General features: G+C 69.7%; 14 protein-coding genes and 1 riboswitch. Of the genes, 8 read left to right on the forward strand and 6 right to left on the reverse strand.

Annotated elements, in window-relative coordinates; translation table 11 throughout:
• Position 1: 1 nt before the first annotated feature.
• The 3 genes from OG611_RS12695 to bcp all read right to left on the reverse strand — a co-directional run bounded on the left by OG611_RS12695 (position 2) and on the right by bcp (position 2,106).
• On the reverse strand, positions 2-604 hold the full coding sequence (locus OG611_RS12695; RefSeq protein ID WP_323180168.1) for an HNH endonuclease signature motif containing protein: 603 nt from the start codon (positions 602-604) through the stop codon (positions 2-4).
• A gap of 248 nt (positions 605-852) precedes the next feature.
• Positions 853-1,476 (reverse strand): HNH endonuclease, encoded by a 624-nt coding sequence (locus tag OG611_RS12700; protein ID WP_266418719.1) that lies wholly within the window; start codon positions 1,474-1,476, stop codon positions 853-855.
• A 162-nt stretch (positions 1,477-1,638) separates the two neighbouring features.
• Positions 1,639-2,106: a thioredoxin-dependent thiol peroxidase gene (bcp, locus tag OG611_RS12705; RefSeq protein ID WP_266418721.1), complete on the reverse strand. Its 468-nt coding sequence runs from the start codon at positions 2,104-2,106 to the stop codon at positions 1,639-1,641.
• 128 nt (positions 2,107-2,234) lie between these two features.
• Here bcp and OG611_RS12710 point away from each other — a divergent pair, with 128 nt between their 5' ends.
• From OG611_RS12710 to OG611_RS12720, 3 genes are all read left to right on the forward strand, one after another.
• A complete protein-coding gene (locus tag OG611_RS12710) occupies positions 2,235-2,555 on the forward strand; it encodes a DUF3618 domain-containing protein (RefSeq protein ID WP_266418723.1) in 321 nt (106 codons plus the stop codon).
• A 61-nt stretch (positions 2,556-2,616) separates the two neighbouring features.
• Positions 2,617-2,955, forward strand: coding sequence for a co-chaperone GroES (locus OG611_RS12715; RefSeq protein ID WP_030923137.1), 339 nt, complete (start codon positions 2,617-2,619; stop codon positions 2,953-2,955).
• Between the two features lie 56 nt (positions 2,956-3,011).
• Positions 3,012-3,076: riboswitch (guanidine-III (ykkC-III) riboswitch) on the forward strand.
• A 39-nt stretch (positions 3,077-3,115) separates the two neighbouring features.
• Positions 3,116-3,436 carry a multidrug efflux SMR transporter gene (locus tag OG611_RS12720; protein WP_266418726.1) on the forward strand — a complete coding sequence of 107 codons (321 nt, stop codon included), beginning with the start codon at positions 3,116-3,118 and terminating at the stop codon, positions 3,434-3,436.
• On the opposite strand, the gene OG611_RS12725 is transcribed toward OG611_RS12720, so the two are convergent.
• Complete coding sequence (locus OG611_RS12725; protein WP_266418728.1) at positions 3,430-5,913, reverse strand: transglycosylase domain-containing protein; 2,484 nt, start codon at positions 5,911-5,913, stop codon at positions 3,430-3,432. The two genes, OG611_RS12720 and OG611_RS12725, sit on opposite strands and share 7 nt — an antisense overlap.
• A 177-nt stretch (positions 5,914-6,090) precedes the next feature.
• Between OG611_RS12725 and OG611_RS12730 the strand changes: the two genes are divergently transcribed.
• The 4 genes from OG611_RS12730 to OG611_RS12745 all read left to right on the forward strand — a co-directional run bounded on the left by OG611_RS12730 (position 6,091) and on the right by OG611_RS12745 (position 9,580).
• A complete protein-coding gene (locus OG611_RS12730) occupies positions 6,091-6,891 on the forward strand; it encodes an ABC-2 family transporter protein (RefSeq protein WP_266418730.1) in 801 nt (266 codons plus the stop codon).
• A complete protein-coding gene (locus OG611_RS12735) occupies positions 6,884-7,789 on the forward strand; it encodes an ABC transporter permease (RefSeq protein ID WP_266418732.1) in 906 nt (301 codons plus the stop codon). Before OG611_RS12730 ends, OG611_RS12735 begins: the two co-directional genes overlap by 8 nt.
• 32 nt (positions 7,790-7,821) lie before the next feature.
• Positions 7,822-8,808 (forward strand): ATP-binding cassette domain-containing protein, encoded by a 987-nt coding sequence (locus OG611_RS12740; RefSeq protein WP_266418734.1) that lies wholly within the window; start codon positions 7,822-7,824, stop codon positions 8,806-8,808.
• A 61-nt stretch (positions 8,809-8,869) separates the two neighbouring features.
• Positions 8,870-9,580 (forward strand): DUF1707 domain-containing protein, encoded by a 711-nt coding sequence (locus OG611_RS12745; RefSeq protein ID WP_266418736.1) that lies wholly within the window; start codon positions 8,870-8,872, stop codon positions 9,578-9,580.
• Between the two features lie 15 nt (positions 9,581-9,595).
• Here the strand turns inward: OG611_RS12745 and OG611_RS12750 are convergent, their stop codons facing one another.
• Positions 9,596-10,846 carry an SGNH/GDSL hydrolase family protein gene (locus OG611_RS12750; protein WP_266418737.1) on the reverse strand — a complete coding sequence of 417 codons (1,251 nt, stop codon included), beginning with the start codon at positions 10,844-10,846 and terminating at the stop codon, positions 9,596-9,598.
• A 97-nt stretch (positions 10,847-10,943) separates the two neighbouring features.
• Here OG611_RS12750 and OG611_RS12755 point away from each other — a divergent pair, with 97 nt between their 5' ends.
• Positions 10,944-12,374: a DUF445 domain-containing protein gene (locus tag OG611_RS12755; protein ID WP_266418738.1), complete on the forward strand. Its 1,431-nt coding sequence runs from the start codon at positions 10,944-10,946 to the stop codon at positions 12,372-12,374.
• 97 nt (positions 12,375-12,471) lie between these two features.
• On the opposite strand, the gene OG611_RS12760 is transcribed toward OG611_RS12755, so the two are convergent.
• Positions 12,472-12,774, reverse strand: a complete 303-nt coding sequence (locus OG611_RS12760) for a hypothetical protein (RefSeq protein ID WP_266418739.1) — start codon at positions 12,772-12,774, stop codon at positions 12,472-12,474.
• Between the last annotated feature and the right edge of the window lie 138 nt (positions 12,775-12,912).

Here is a 12,912-nt window from a genome sequence, read left to right on the forward strand (position 1 = left end):
GTTACCGTGCTACGCGGAGCCGGTGGGAGCGATTGGAGAAGCTTGGGGTTTGGCTGTGGCAGGACGGGCACAGGTAGCGCAGGTTCTCGCGGCGGTTGTCGAGCCGATCGCCATTGATGTGGTCGATCTCCAGGACGAGGCGCTTGCCCTGCCACACTCCTCCCAGACCGCATTCGCCACAGGCTTGCGGTGCCCCGGTCTCGTCGAGTGCTCGTCGCAGCAGGGCCGTCTTTGTCCTCGGTGCCCCGGCAGGGAGTCGTTGCAGGATGTCCTGCGCCGAGCGGCGGGTGGAGGGAGAGCGGCCTGCGTTGTGTCCTTGTCCCACGAAATGGGCTGTCGACAGCTCGTACACCGCAATGCTTCGCTGGGCCTTTGCTCTTCCTGCGCCACCGGAGGGATGCTTCCCGAGCACGCGCATCACCCCGGCCATGCTGAGTGATTCTGCGACGGCCCGAGTGATCTCTTCGCGAGGGAAGCAGAGCCGGTCGCCCTGGCGGCGGCGGGGGCCGGTGAAATGTGCGGTATCTATGCCGAACTTCTCAAGCTTTCGGCTGATGTGGGAGTAGAGGCTGTCATACGGCACGACGCCCATGAACTCAAGCATCTCGCGGATGCTGTGTGAGTTGGCTGCTGCCTCCTGCAGGCGCTCTCTGGTGTACGAACGGGCTGGCTGAGGAGGTAACGGCTCATCCATGAAGTGCGACGTGTCGATGTCGTAGTGCGCCAGTCTGATGCGGAGGTACCGGCGAGGTCCGCTGGCGAGAGGGGCGTCGAGTCGACGCATGAGATCGACAAGGCTTGTCGCCGCAGCTGCCGCCCGGGCAAGTAGCTCGGGTGTGTACCGCGGCCTGTTCAAATCGTTGCCCGCCGCTTGCGTCCACGGTAAGTGTCCGTCACCGCATGGCAGTTGGGGCACAGTAGTCGCAGGTTGTCCGGACGATTGTCCCACCAGTCGCCATTCATGTGGTCTACCTCAAGCCGCAGCGGCTTGTTGTTCCACTCGGTGCCTGTGCCACACGATGCGCAGTGTTCCGGCACCCCGATGCGGATGAGTTCCCGGCGGAGCCGGTCGCCGGGAGTCCTTCCATCCAGTGGCGACTTCAGAGTGAGCAGATTGCCGCGTGGGCCTTTTGGGCGGCGCGGGGGCGTAGAGAAATGCGATGTGTCGATGCCCAGTGCTGCGATTCGGCGGCTGATGTGAGTGTGGTTGCCTCCAACCGGGCTGATGCCCAGGCGTCGGAGGACATCAGTCATGCTGGCGGACTCGGCGACCACCTCGCGCAGCCGCGTTTCCTGATGGCGGATCCGCCCTGTCGTGAAATGGGATGTGTCTACGCCTGCCTGCGCCATCTTCTGGCGCAGATAGCTCCGGCTCCCCGGCGTCGGTGTTCCCCCGCACCAGCGGACCGCATCGTTCGCGTTCGTGGTCTCCCGCGCCGCCTCTTCGAGTAACTCGCGGGTGTATCGAACCGCCACGTTCCCCTCCGTATCCGGCCGCGTGTTCGTGGCCTCGTACGGATCAACGAGCTATTTATCGGAGTGTCACGTCCGATATCCGACAAGATGTGGAATGCCCTGTGCCGCTTCGGTCGAGGCCGAAGCGGCACAGGGCATTCCGGGGGCCGGGAGACGGTCGGCTCAGATGCCCAGGTCCTTGATGATCTTGGCGACGTGGCCGGTGGCCTTGACGTTGTAGAGGGCGCGCTCGACCTTGCCCTCCTCGTCCACGACGATCGTGGAGCGGATGACGCCCGTCACCGTTTTGCCATAGAGCTTCTTCTCGCCGAAGGCGCCGTATGCCTCAAGGGTCTCCTTGGACGGGTCGCCGACCAGGGTGACCTTGAGGTTTTCCTGCTCGCGGAACTTGGCGAGCTTCTCGGGCTTGTCGGGGGAGACGCCGATGACGTCGTATCCGGCACCGGTGAGCAGCTCCAGGTTGTCGGTGAAGTCGCAGGCCTGCTTGGTGCAGCCGGGGGTGAGGGCGGCCGGGTAGAAGTAGACGATGACCTTGCGGCCCTTGTGGTCGGCGAGCGAGATCTCGTTGCCGTCGGCGTCGGGGAGGGCGAAGGCGGGGGCGGTGTCGCCGGGCTGGAGTCGCTCGCTCATGGTTCTCCTCAGGTGGCACGTGGGGTGTACGGGACCGAGCGTAATAGGGGTGCCGCCGGGTGCGCGGGCGGCCGAGCTGACAGACTGTCGATGAAGGTTTACCGGACGAGGACCACGGAGGCGGCGCAGTGTCGGATGCCAGGACCCCTGCGCAGATCGAGGCGGACATCATCAGCAGGCGCGAGCAGCTTGCGGTGGTGCTCGATGAGATCGGGGTGCGGGTGCACCCGGATACGATCATGGGTGATGTGAAGGCCAAGGCTGCCGAGGCCGTGGACCGGACGGCCGGGCGGGCTTTCGTCGCGGTGAACCGGGCGGTGTCGGACGTGAAGGCACAGTTCGTGTCCGAGGACGGGGCCCCGCGGCTGGAGCGGGTGATTCCGGCGGCGCTGCTCGCGGTGGGTGTCGTGGGTCTGGTCGTGGCGTCGAAGCGGCGCCGGAAGAGCTGATAGCGCGGCCCGTGCACCCCGGAGGGGTGCGTGGCCGTGGTGGGCAGGTAGGTTGCGTGGCGTGAGCGAGAACACCGACGACAAACTGCCCATCCGCATGCTGCACGACCGCGTGCTGGTCCGGTCCGATACGCCCGAGGGCGAGCGGCGTTCCGGCGGCGGCATCCTGATTCCGGCGACGGCCGCGGTCGGTCGCCGGCTGGCCTGGGCCGTGGTGGTCGCGGTGGGTCAGAACGTGCGGACGGTGGAGCCGGGCGACCGGGTGCTGTACGACCCCGAGGACCGTGCGGAGGTCGAGGTGCGCGGTGTGGCGTACGTGCTGATGCGCGAGCGCGACCTGCATGCGGTGGCGGCGGACCGGTTCGAGGGCTCGGTGGATTCGACCGGGCTGTATCTGTAGGCGGCAGCAGTTGCGAGTGGGGCCTGGTGACCGGTGTCACCAGGCCTTTTGCATGTTCTTTGCTACGGTGGGGTGACCCCGACGAGACGCGCCGTACCGGGCTTCGAAAAGACGACGCACCCGTGTTGTTCGCATGTTCTGTCTCGTCGGAGGTGCCGTCATGGCCTGGGTTCTGCTCGTTGTCGCCGGTCTGCTGGAAGTGGCCTGGTCGATCGGGATGAAGTACACCGAGGGGTTCACCCGGCTGTGGCCGAGTGTGTTCACCGGCCTCGGGATCGTGGCGAGCATGGTGATGCTGTCCCATGCGGCCAAGACGCTGCCGATCGGTACGGCGTACGGCGTGTGGGTCGGTATCGGTGCGGCCGGTGCGGCGATTCTGGGCATGGTGGTGCTCAACGAGCCGGTGACCGCCGCCCGGATCTTCTTCGTCTGTCTGCTGCTGGTCGCCGTCGTGGGGCTGAAGGCGACCTCGGGTCACTGACGCGGGGCCGCCGGGGTGCCCCGGGTGCCGGGGAGGAGCGCGTTGCCGTCCCCGCCGATGTCGTTCCCGCCCGCGCCCCCGCCGTTGTCGCCGCCGCGGGGGTCGCCGTTGTCACCGCCGCCGTTCTGGGCGCCGCCGTGGTCCGCCGTGCCGCCGGCCGGGCTGCCGGTCTCCGTGCCGCCGGTCTCCGTGCCGCCGGTGGCCGGTGCGCTGCTTGTGGGGGGCGACGGGCTGCCGGGCGGGGTGCTTCCGGGGCTGCTGGGCGGGGTGCTGGAAGTGGTTTCGGAAGGTGTTCCGGTGTTCTCGGGACTGGATTCCTCTCCGGTGGGCGGGGCGGGTTCCTCGGCGCCGCTTTCGAGTTGGAGGTCGAAGTCCGTGGCCGTGGTGGAGCGCAGGGCGGCCTCGGTGTACTGGGCCCAGGTCTGGGCGGGTGCGCCGCCGCCGTTGATGCGGGCGAGCCCGAGTGCTCCGTACAGCGGTTTCTGTACGCCGGTCTCGGGGTCCTGGCCCATGACGGCGATGACGGTGGTGAGGTCGGGGGTGTAGCCGGCGAACCAGGCGGCCCTGTCCTCCTCGGCGGTGCCGGTCTTGCCCGCGGCGGGGCGTCCCGCGCCCTGGGCGGCGGTGCCGGTGCCGCCCTCGACGACGCTCTGGAGGATCGCGGTCGTGGTGTCGGCGGCTTCGCGGCTGACCGCCTGTTGGGTGTGCCCGCTGTCGGGGAGTGTGAGGTCCTCGCCGTTCTTGCTGATCCGGTCGACGAGGGTGTAAGCGCGGTGCCGGCCGTGGTTGGCGAGGGTGGCGTACGCCTCGGTCATGTCCAGGACGCTGGCGGTGGAGACGCCGAGTGCGATGGACGGGGTGGCGGTGAGGTCGGGGGTGTTCTTCGGGAGGCCGAGGCCGATGGCGGTCTGCTTGACCTTGTCCGGGCCGACGTCCTCGGCCATCTGGGCGTAGACGGCGTTGACGGACTTGTCGGTGGCGGTGGAGACGGTGATGGGCCCGTAGTCGATGTCGTCCTCGTTGGCGGGGGCGTATCCGGTGGGTCCGTGGGGGCCCTGGACCATGCGTTTGTTGGTGCCGTCGTAGAGGGTGTTGGGGGTGATGAGCCGGCCGTCCTGGGTGGTGGAGCCGTTGGCGACGGCGGAGGTGAAGACGAAGGGCTTGAAGGTGGAGCCGACCTGGTAGTCGCGGCGGGTCGCGTTGTTCACGTACTGCTTGGTGTAGTCGATGCCGCCGTACATGGCGACGACCCGGCCGGTGCCGGGGTCGATGGAGGCGCCGCCGACGCGGACGTTGCGGTCGGCCTTGCGGTCGGGGCTGGTCTGGGACATGACGTTGTCGTCGACGGCCTTGACGAGGGCGTCCTGCTTCTTCTTCTCCAGGGTGGTGGTGATGCGGTAGCCGCCGGTGGCGAGGGTGTTCTCGTCGATGACGTCGTTGCCGGTGAGGTAGTCCTCGACGGCCTGGACGAGGTAGCCGCGCTGTCCGGAGAGCCCGGTGGACGGCTTGACCTTGCCGGGTACGGGGAACTTCATCGCGGCGCGTTCGCCGGCGCCGAGCCACTTCTCCTTGACCATGCCGTCGAGCACGTAGTTCCACCGTCCGAGGGCCGCGGCCTTGTTCTCGGGGTGGACGACGACGTCGTACGCGCTGGGGGCGTTGAGCAGGGAGGCGAGGTAGGCGCCCTCGGCGGTGGTGATGTCGCCGATGTCCTTGGAGTAGTAGGCCTGGGCGGCGGCCTGGATGCCGTAGGCGTTGCGGCCGAAGTAGCTGGTGTTGAGGTAGCCCTCGAAGATCTGGTCCTTGGACTCCTCGCGGTTGAGCTTGACCGCGATGAAGAACTCCTTGATCTTGCGGATGACGGTCTGTTCCTGGCCGAGGTAGTAGTTCTTGACGTACTGCTGGGTGATCGTCGAGCCGCCCTGCTTGCCCTTGCCGGTGAGCGTGTTGAAGGCGGCACGGGCCATGGCCTTGAGGTCGACGGCCCGTTCGGAGTAGAAGTCGCGGTCCTCCGCGGCGAGGACGGCGTGCTGGACGGTCAGCGGCACCTGGGCCAGCTTGACGTTCTCCCGGTTGACCTCGCCGGAGCGGGCGAGGACGCTGCCGTCCTTGTAGAGGTAGACGTTGGACTGTGCGGTGGCGCTGGTGTTGGCGGCCGGGATGTCGACGAGTTCGTATCCGGCGATGAAGCCGCCGATCAGGAGCGCGGCGACGAGGAGGACGGCGCCGAGGACCATCCGCCAGGTGGGGACGGCGCGGCGCCATCCGGTGCGCTTGGGGCGCTTGGGTTTCTTCGCCTTGCCGCTCCCGTTGCCCGTACCGCCGGACGCCCCGTCCTTGCCGCCCGTACCGCCGGACGCCCCGTCCTCGCCGCCCGTACCGCCGGGCGCCCCGGCGGCGCCGGGGGCAGCAGGGTCCCTCGGGGCCCAGCCCCGGGGTTCGTGTTCCCCGCTCGGCTGCTGTGGCTCGTCGCTCATGTCCGTGCAGACTCCTCGGCCGCGGTCAGTTCCCCCATAGTGCCCTTTTCTGCGGAATAAGCACCGGATCGACCCCGAATCGCCCCCGAAAAGCGGTCGCGGCGGCCGTCCCGTTGAACTAGGGTCGTGCGCTTTGGTGTCCAAAGCCGTTGGGCACCTGGCGAGGGGGTGCATGCGGTGCGGTTATACGCGGTGGTGGCGGCGGGAGGGTTCCGGCGCTACGCCACCTACCGGACCGCCACGGCGGCGGGAGTGTTCACCAATACCGTCTTCGGGTTCATCCTGGCGTACACCTACGTGGCGTTGTGGGACGAGCGCCCGCAGCTCGGCGGCTACGACATGTCCCAGGCGCTCAGCTACGTCTGGCTGGGGCAGGCGCTGCTGATGACCTGTTCCATGATGGGCGGCGGCTTCGAGGACGAGCTGATCGAGCGGATCCGCACCGGCGACATCGCGGTCGATCTCTACCGGCCCGCGGATCTCCAACTGTGGTGGCTCGCAGGCGATCTGGGACGTGCCGCGTTCCATCTGTTGGGGCGCGGCATCGTGCCGATGCTGGTGGGATCGCTTGCCTTCGATCTGGCGCTGCCGTCGTCGCCGGGGGTGTGGGTGGCCTTCCTCGTCTCGGTGGCGCTCGGCGTCGTGGTGAGTTTCGCGATCCGCTATCTGGTGGCGCTCTCCGCGTTCTGGCTGCTGGACGGGGCGGGGACGGCGCAGATGGCCTGGCTGGCCGGGATGTTCTTCTCCGGGATGCTGCTCCCGCTGACGCTGTTCCCCGGGGTGCTGGGAGACGTTGCGCGGGCGCTGCCGTGGTCGTCGTTGCTCCAGGTGCCGGCCGATGTGTTCCTCGGCAAGTACCCGGGGTGGGAGCTGGTGCGGGCGTACGCCTTCCAGGCGGGCTGGGCGCTGGCGCTGCTGCTGGTGGGGCGGATGGTGCAGTCGGTGGCGACGAGGAGGGTGGTGGTCCAGGGTGGCTGACACGACCGGTGCGGTGGAGGTGGCCGGGGCGGCGGACGCGCCCGGTGGCCGGCCCGCGGACTGGCCCGAGGCGGTGTTCGCCGAACGGTCGAGGCTCGTCGAGGGGGTCCGGGCGTACGGGCTGATCGTGATGATGTGGCTGCGCTCGACGATGGCGTACCGTGCCTCGTTCGCCATGACGGCGTTCGGGAACTTCGCGGCGACCGCCTTCGACTTCGTCACGATCCTGCTGATGTTCTCGCACGTGGACGAGTTGGGCGGCTACACACTGCCCGAGATCGCTCTGCTGTACGGGGTGTCGGGCACCGCGTTCGGCCTCGCCGACCTGGTGCTGGGCTCGATGGACCGGCTGGGCCGGCGGGTGCGCGACGGCACGCTGGACACCCTGCTGGTGCGGCCGGCCCCGGTGCTCGCCCAGGTGGCGGCGGACCGGTTCGCGTTGCGCAGGCTGGGTCGGGTGCTCCAGGGGCTGTTGGTGCTGGGGTACGCGCTGGTGACGCTGGACATCGGATGGACGCCGCTGAAGGTGGCGATGGTGCCGATGATGCTGCTGAGCGGGGCGGCGATCTTCGGGGCGCTGTTCGTGGCCGGGGGAGCGTTCCAGTTCGTCGCGCAGGACGCCGCCCAGGTGCAGAACTCCTTCACGTACGGGGGGAACACACTGCTCCAGTACCCGCCGTCGGTCTTCGCGAAGGACCTGGTGCGCGGCGTGACGTTCGTGGTGCCGCTGGCCTTCGCGAACTGGCTGCCCGCGCTGTACGTGCTGGGCCGGGAGTACCCGCTGGGGCTGCCGGACTGGGTGGCGTTCCTGCCCCCGGTGGTGGCGGGTCTGTGCTGGCTGCTCGCCGGTCTGGCCTGGCGCTCGGGCCTGCGCGCGTACCGCAGCACCGGAAGTTGATCCACAACATCGAACGAGGCAGGGCATCGGACATGGACGCGGGAACCCCCACCGGATTCATCGAACTCGACAATGTGGAGAAGGTCTTCGACGTGCGTCGCAAGACCGGTTTCATGCGCAGTGAACGCCGCCAGGTGCGGGCGGTGGACTCGATCAGCTTCCGCGTCGCGCGCGGCGAGATGGTCGGTTACATCGGCCCGAACGGCGCGGGGAAGTCGACCACGATCAAGATGCTGACCGGTATCCTCACCCCGAGCGGCGGCCGGCTGCGGGTGGCGGGCATCGATCCTTCCCGGGAGCGTACGAGGCTGGCGCACCGGATCGGTGTGGTGTTCGGCCAGCGCACCACCCTCTGGTGGGACCTGCCGCTGCGCGACTCGTACCGCCTGATGCACCGGATGTACCGGATTCCCGACGCGCGCTACCGGGAGAATCTGGACCGCTGTGTCGAACTCCTCGATCTGGGTGAGCTGTTGGACGTTCCGGTACGGCAGTTGTCGTTGGGTCAGCGGATGCGCGGCGACATCGCGGCGGCGCTGCTGCACGATCCCGAGGTGCTGTACCTGGACGAGCCGACGATCGGGCTGGATGTCGTCTCCAAGTCCAAGGTCCGTGGGTTCCTGCGGGACCTGAACGCCGAGCGCGGTACGACGGTGCTGCTCACGACCCATGATCTGACGGACATCGAGCAGCTCTGCAAGCGGGTGATGGTGATCGACCACGGCCGCCTGATGTACGACGGTGCCCTCGCCGGTCTGCATGAGGTGGGCGAGAGCGAGCGGACGCTGGTGGTCGACCTGGAGCGTCAACTGCCGCCGATCCGGCTGGAGTCGGCGCCCTCGGTCCGTACGGTGAAGGTGGAGGGGCCGCGGCAGTGGCTGGCCTTCCCGGCCTCGGAGTCGGCCGCTCCGCTGGTTGCCCGGATCGCCGCGGACTACCCCTTGGTCGACCTGTCGGTGCGGGAGCCGGACATCGAGGCCGTGATCGCGAAGATGTATGAGTCCGCCACCGGCATGTAGGACTGTGACGGCCATGCGGACGTTCAATAGGCTGCGCGGTATGACAAGTGACCTTCCGGAAATGCGTGCCTCCGATGCCGAGCGTGAGCGTGTCGCCGAGACCCTGCGCGAGGCGGTCGCCGAGGGTCGGCTGGAGATGGAGGAGTTCGAGCAGCGGCTCGACGCGACGTACAAGGCGCGTACGCACGGGGAGTTGGAGCCGCTGGTGCGGGATCTTCCGGCGCCGGGCGCGGCGGTGGCCCCGGTGGGGGCGGCTCCGGCGCAGACCGGATCGCAGAGGCGGTGGGCGGACCGGATCGGCAAGCCCGCCACGTCGGGTGGCGCGTTCGCGATCTGGGGCGGCTTCGGCCGCCGGGGGAACTGGACGGTGGCCCGGAAGTTCACCGCGTTCGCGATGTGGGGCGGCGGTGAGATCGATCTGCGCGAGGCGAACTTCGAGGACCGCGAGGTGGTCATCCGCTGTTTCACGATCATGGGCGGCATGCAGGTGATGGTTCCGCCGGAGCTGGACGTCCAGGTCAAGGGCATCGGCATCCTGGGCGGCTTCGGGGAGCGGACGAAGGACGACGGGGTCCCGTCGCCGGACTCCCCGCGGGTGCGGATCACCGGGCTCGCGCTGCTGGGCGGCGTCGGCGTGGAGCGCAAGCGGAGCAAGGCGGAGAAGCAGCGGCTGCGGGATGCGGAGCTGGCGCGGCTGCGGGAGCTGGACCAGGAGCGCGGGCGGGGCCGGCTGGAGAAGGGCCGGGGTCCGTCGGACCGGTCCGACGACTGACCGGCGCCCCGGAGGTCAGAGCTGGTCGGACCCGGGCCGGTCGGGCACCAGCGCCGTCAGGTCCACCAGCGAGCCCAGCAGCCGGTAGCCGGCGTCGTTCAGATGGAGATGGTCGCCGCTGTCGTAGGCCGTCCGGAGCCTTGTCGGGCGGTAGGGGTCACGGGCCGCCGCGTCGAAGTCGATGACGTGGTCGAAGATCCCGCCCGCCCGGATCAGCCCATTGACCCGTTCCCGTACGTCGTCGCGCGCGGGTGTCCAGGTGCGGAATCCCTCGTACGGCATCAGTGTCGCCCCGACGACCCGCAGTCCGCGCGCGTGGGCGCGCTGCGTCATGGACCGCAGGCCGTCCGCGATGCGCTGCGGGTCGGTCTCCTGCGGGGACTGCTGCACGTCGTTGATGCCGAGCGCGATGACGACGGTCTTCACTCCGGCGACGTCCAGTGCGTCGCGGTCGAAGCGGGCGCTCGCCCGTACGCCGCTCCCGTCGCGCAGGATGCGGTTGCCCGCGATGCCCGCGTTGGCCACCCCGTACCGGCCGCGCAGCCGGTCGGCGAGCACATCGGGCCAGCGGCTGTTCGTGTCGAGGGTGGAGCCGGTGCCCGCGGTGAGCGAGTCGCCGATCACGGCGATGGTTCCGGCGGCGGTCGTGGTGTGCACGTCGACGGCGGTGAGGTAGCGCCAGCCGTCGGTCCGCCGGGCGCCCCACGCGGTGTCCACGTACGAGGTCTGGTGGCTGCGCCGGTGGATGGTGACGGGCCCCTCGGCGGTGGGGGTGCGCAGGGTGACCACGAGGTCGGAATCGGCGGCGACCGGGACGACGACGGGGTCGCTGACGATCTGCCCGCCGGCCGCGACGGTCACGGTGCTGGCGCCCCGGAAGGTCACGGGGCGGCCGGCCACGGTGGCGCGGTCCACGACCAGCGGACGGGTGCCGAAGACATTGGAGAGGGTGATGCGGGCCGCGTCGCCGCCGATGCTGGTGTGTACGACGTTACGGATGGTGCGTCGGTTCAGGGCGCTGCCGTTGTAGGAGTCGACCACCCCGGCGACGGGTGCCGCCGCCCAGGTGGCGGCCCAGAGGCCGGTGGAGTGGGCGGGGGCGGCGGGCGTACGGGCCACGGACCGCGGGTCGGGTGCGGTGAGCTGCTTCGGCCGGGTGCCGGAGCCGGAGAACAGCAGGGAGCCGGCGAACGCCACGGCGGCGGCGAGCGCGGCGGTGCCCGCCACGAGGGCGATGAGCAGGGCGTACCCCTGGCGCCTGGGCATGGGCGGTGTTTCTCCTCGTGATCAATCGGACTGTCCCATGATGGGGCAGGGCATCGGGAACTCGACGTGCGGCCCGGGAGTAGGTCAGGTAAGGACAATGCGTACGGGACACCGGGGGCGAGGCGTACGCGGACGGGTGGAGCGGATGGAACGGATCGATCGGACCGGCCCCGGGGAACCGGGTGCGCGGCAGCAGGAGAGTGCCGGGGAGCAGGCGGCGGGTGCGCCCCGTGCCGTACCCGGCGGCCGCCCTGCTCCGCTCGCCTCGTTCGCGTACACCGCGGCCGACGAGGAGAAGCGGCGCGGTGTACGCCGGATGAAGACCACGGCCACGGGCCTCCTTCTGCTGGTCGCGCTCGTGTACGTACTCGCCACCTGGGCGAAGAACGCGGGTGTGGGCGGCTGGCCGGGCTTCGTCGCCGCGGCCGCCGAGGCGGGGATGGTGGGTGCGCTGGCCGACTGGTTCGCCGTCACGGCGCTGTTCAAGCGTCCGCTCGGCCTGCCGATCCCGCACACCGCCATTATCCCCACCAAGAAGGACCAGCTCGGAGCCTCTCTGGGTTCCTTCGTCGGCGAGAATTTTCTCTCCGGCGATGTCGTACGGGGCCGGATCCACGCGCTCGGTGTCGGCCGCCGCCTCGGTGCCTGGCTGGCCGAGCCGGACCACGCGGACCGGGTCACCGCCGAGCTGTCGACCGCGTTGCGCGGTGCGCTGAGGGTGTTGCGGGATTCCGATGTGCAGGCCGTGGTGGGTGAGGCGATCACCCGGCGGGCCAACGCGGCGGAGATCGGGCCGGGTCTCGGCAAGATGCTGGAGAAGATCGTCGCCGACGGGGGCCACCGCAAGATGGTGGACCTGATCTGCGTACGCGCCCACGACTGGCTGGTGCTGCACGGCGATTCGGTGATGGACGCGGTGCAGGGCGGGGCCCCCGGCTGGACGCCGCGGTTCGTCGACAAGCGGGTGGGCGAGCGGGTCTACAAGGAGCTGCTGCGGTTCGTCACGGAGATGCGGGACATGCCGGGACACCCGGCGCGCGCTTCGATCGACACGTTCCTGACGGACTTCGCGGCCGACCTCCAGACGGACTCGGACACCCGGGCCCGGGTCGAGCGGCTGAAGGCGGAGATCCTGGGGCGCGGCGAGGTCCAGGACGTCATCGCCTCGGCCTGGTCGTCCGTACGTACGATGATCATCGCGGCGGCGGAGGACGAGCAGAGCGAGCTGCGGCTGCGGGCGCGGGCCTCACTGATGGCGCTGGGGGCGCGGCTGGCGTCGGACGACCGGCTCCAGGCGAAGCTGGACGGCTGGCTGGAGGACGCGGCGGTCTACGTCGTCACGACCTACCGCGCGGAGATCACCTCGCTGATCAGTGACACGGTCGCGAGCTGGGACGCGGATCAGACGTCGAAGAAGATCGAGGCGCACATCGGCCGCGACCTGCAGTTCATCCGGATCAACGGCACGGTGGTGGGCGCCCTGGCAGGGCTGCTGATCTACACGGTGTCGTGGGCGCTGGGGGCGTAGGGGCGCCCGGCCGGAGCGGACGGAAAGGGGCGGGGGCTCCGGATGGTCTCCAGGAGCCCCCGCCCCTTTTCCGTACGCCCGTACGCCCGTACGTGCTTCAGGCGGCCCGGCGGGTGACCGCCCACGACGCGGCGGCCATGCTGCCCGCCACGGCGAAGACGGCGGGCCAGGCGCCGATCTTCTTGGCCAGCGGGTGCGAACCCGCGAACGCGGCGACGTACGCCGTGGTCAGCCCGACGGCCGCGCGCGGCCCGGCCTGCCGGTTCCACTCGTACGCGGCGACGGTGCCCGCGGCGGCGAGGGCGACCCCGCCCAGCGGCCGCTTCCTGGTCCACCGCGCCACGGCGTACCCGCCGACCAGCCCGCTCGCCGCCACCGCCGCTGCCGGAACCTTCGCCATCGCAGCCACCTTCGCCTTCTCGTCCGTGTTGTCCGGGCCCCGAGCCCGGGTCTTCGAGGCTAACGCGACGCCGGGGATTCCGGTCGCCGAGGGGGTGCACAAGCGTTTACCCTGGGGGTGAACATGCGTGCACCCCCG

Origin of the sequence: Streptomyces sp. NBC_01363 (assembly GCF_026340595.1) — a bacterium.
Classification (GTDB): Bacteria; Actinomycetota; Actinomycetes; order Streptomycetales; family Streptomycetaceae; genus Streptomyces.

Coding starts and splice junctions, on each gene's coding strand:
- OG611_RS12695 (WP_323180168.1), bottom strand. CDS start 604: ATGCTTGAGTTCATGGGCGTCGTGCCGTATGACAGCCTCTACTCCCAC.
- bcp (WP_266418721.1), bottom strand. CDS start 2,106: ATGAGCGAGCGACTCCAGCCCGGCGACACCGCCCCCGCCTTCGCCCTC.
- OG611_RS12720 (WP_266418726.1), top strand. CDS start 3,116: ATGGCCTGGGTTCTGCTCGTTGTCGCCGGTCTGCTGGAAGTGGCCTGG.
- OG611_RS12725 (WP_266418728.1), bottom strand. CDS start 5,913: ATGAGCGACGAGCCACAGCAGCCGAGCGGGGAACACGAACCCCGGGGC.
- OG611_RS12740 (WP_266418734.1), top strand. CDS start 7,822: ATGGACGCGGGAACCCCCACCGGATTCATCGAACTCGACAATGTGGAG.
- OG611_RS12745 (WP_266418736.1), top strand. CDS start 8,870: ATGCGTGCCTCCGATGCCGAGCGTGAGCGTGTCGCCGAGACCCTGCGC.
- OG611_RS12750 (WP_266418737.1), bottom strand. CDS start 10,846: ATGCCCAGGCGCCAGGGGTACGCCCTGCTCATCGCCCTCGTGGCGGGC.
- OG611_RS12755 (WP_266418738.1), top strand. CDS start 10,944: ATGCGTACGGGACACCGGGGGCGAGGCGTACGCGGACGGGTGGAGCGG.
- OG611_RS12760 (WP_266418739.1), bottom strand. CDS start 12,774: ATGGCGAAGGTTCCGGCAGCGGCGGTGGCGGCGAGCGGGCTGGTCGGC.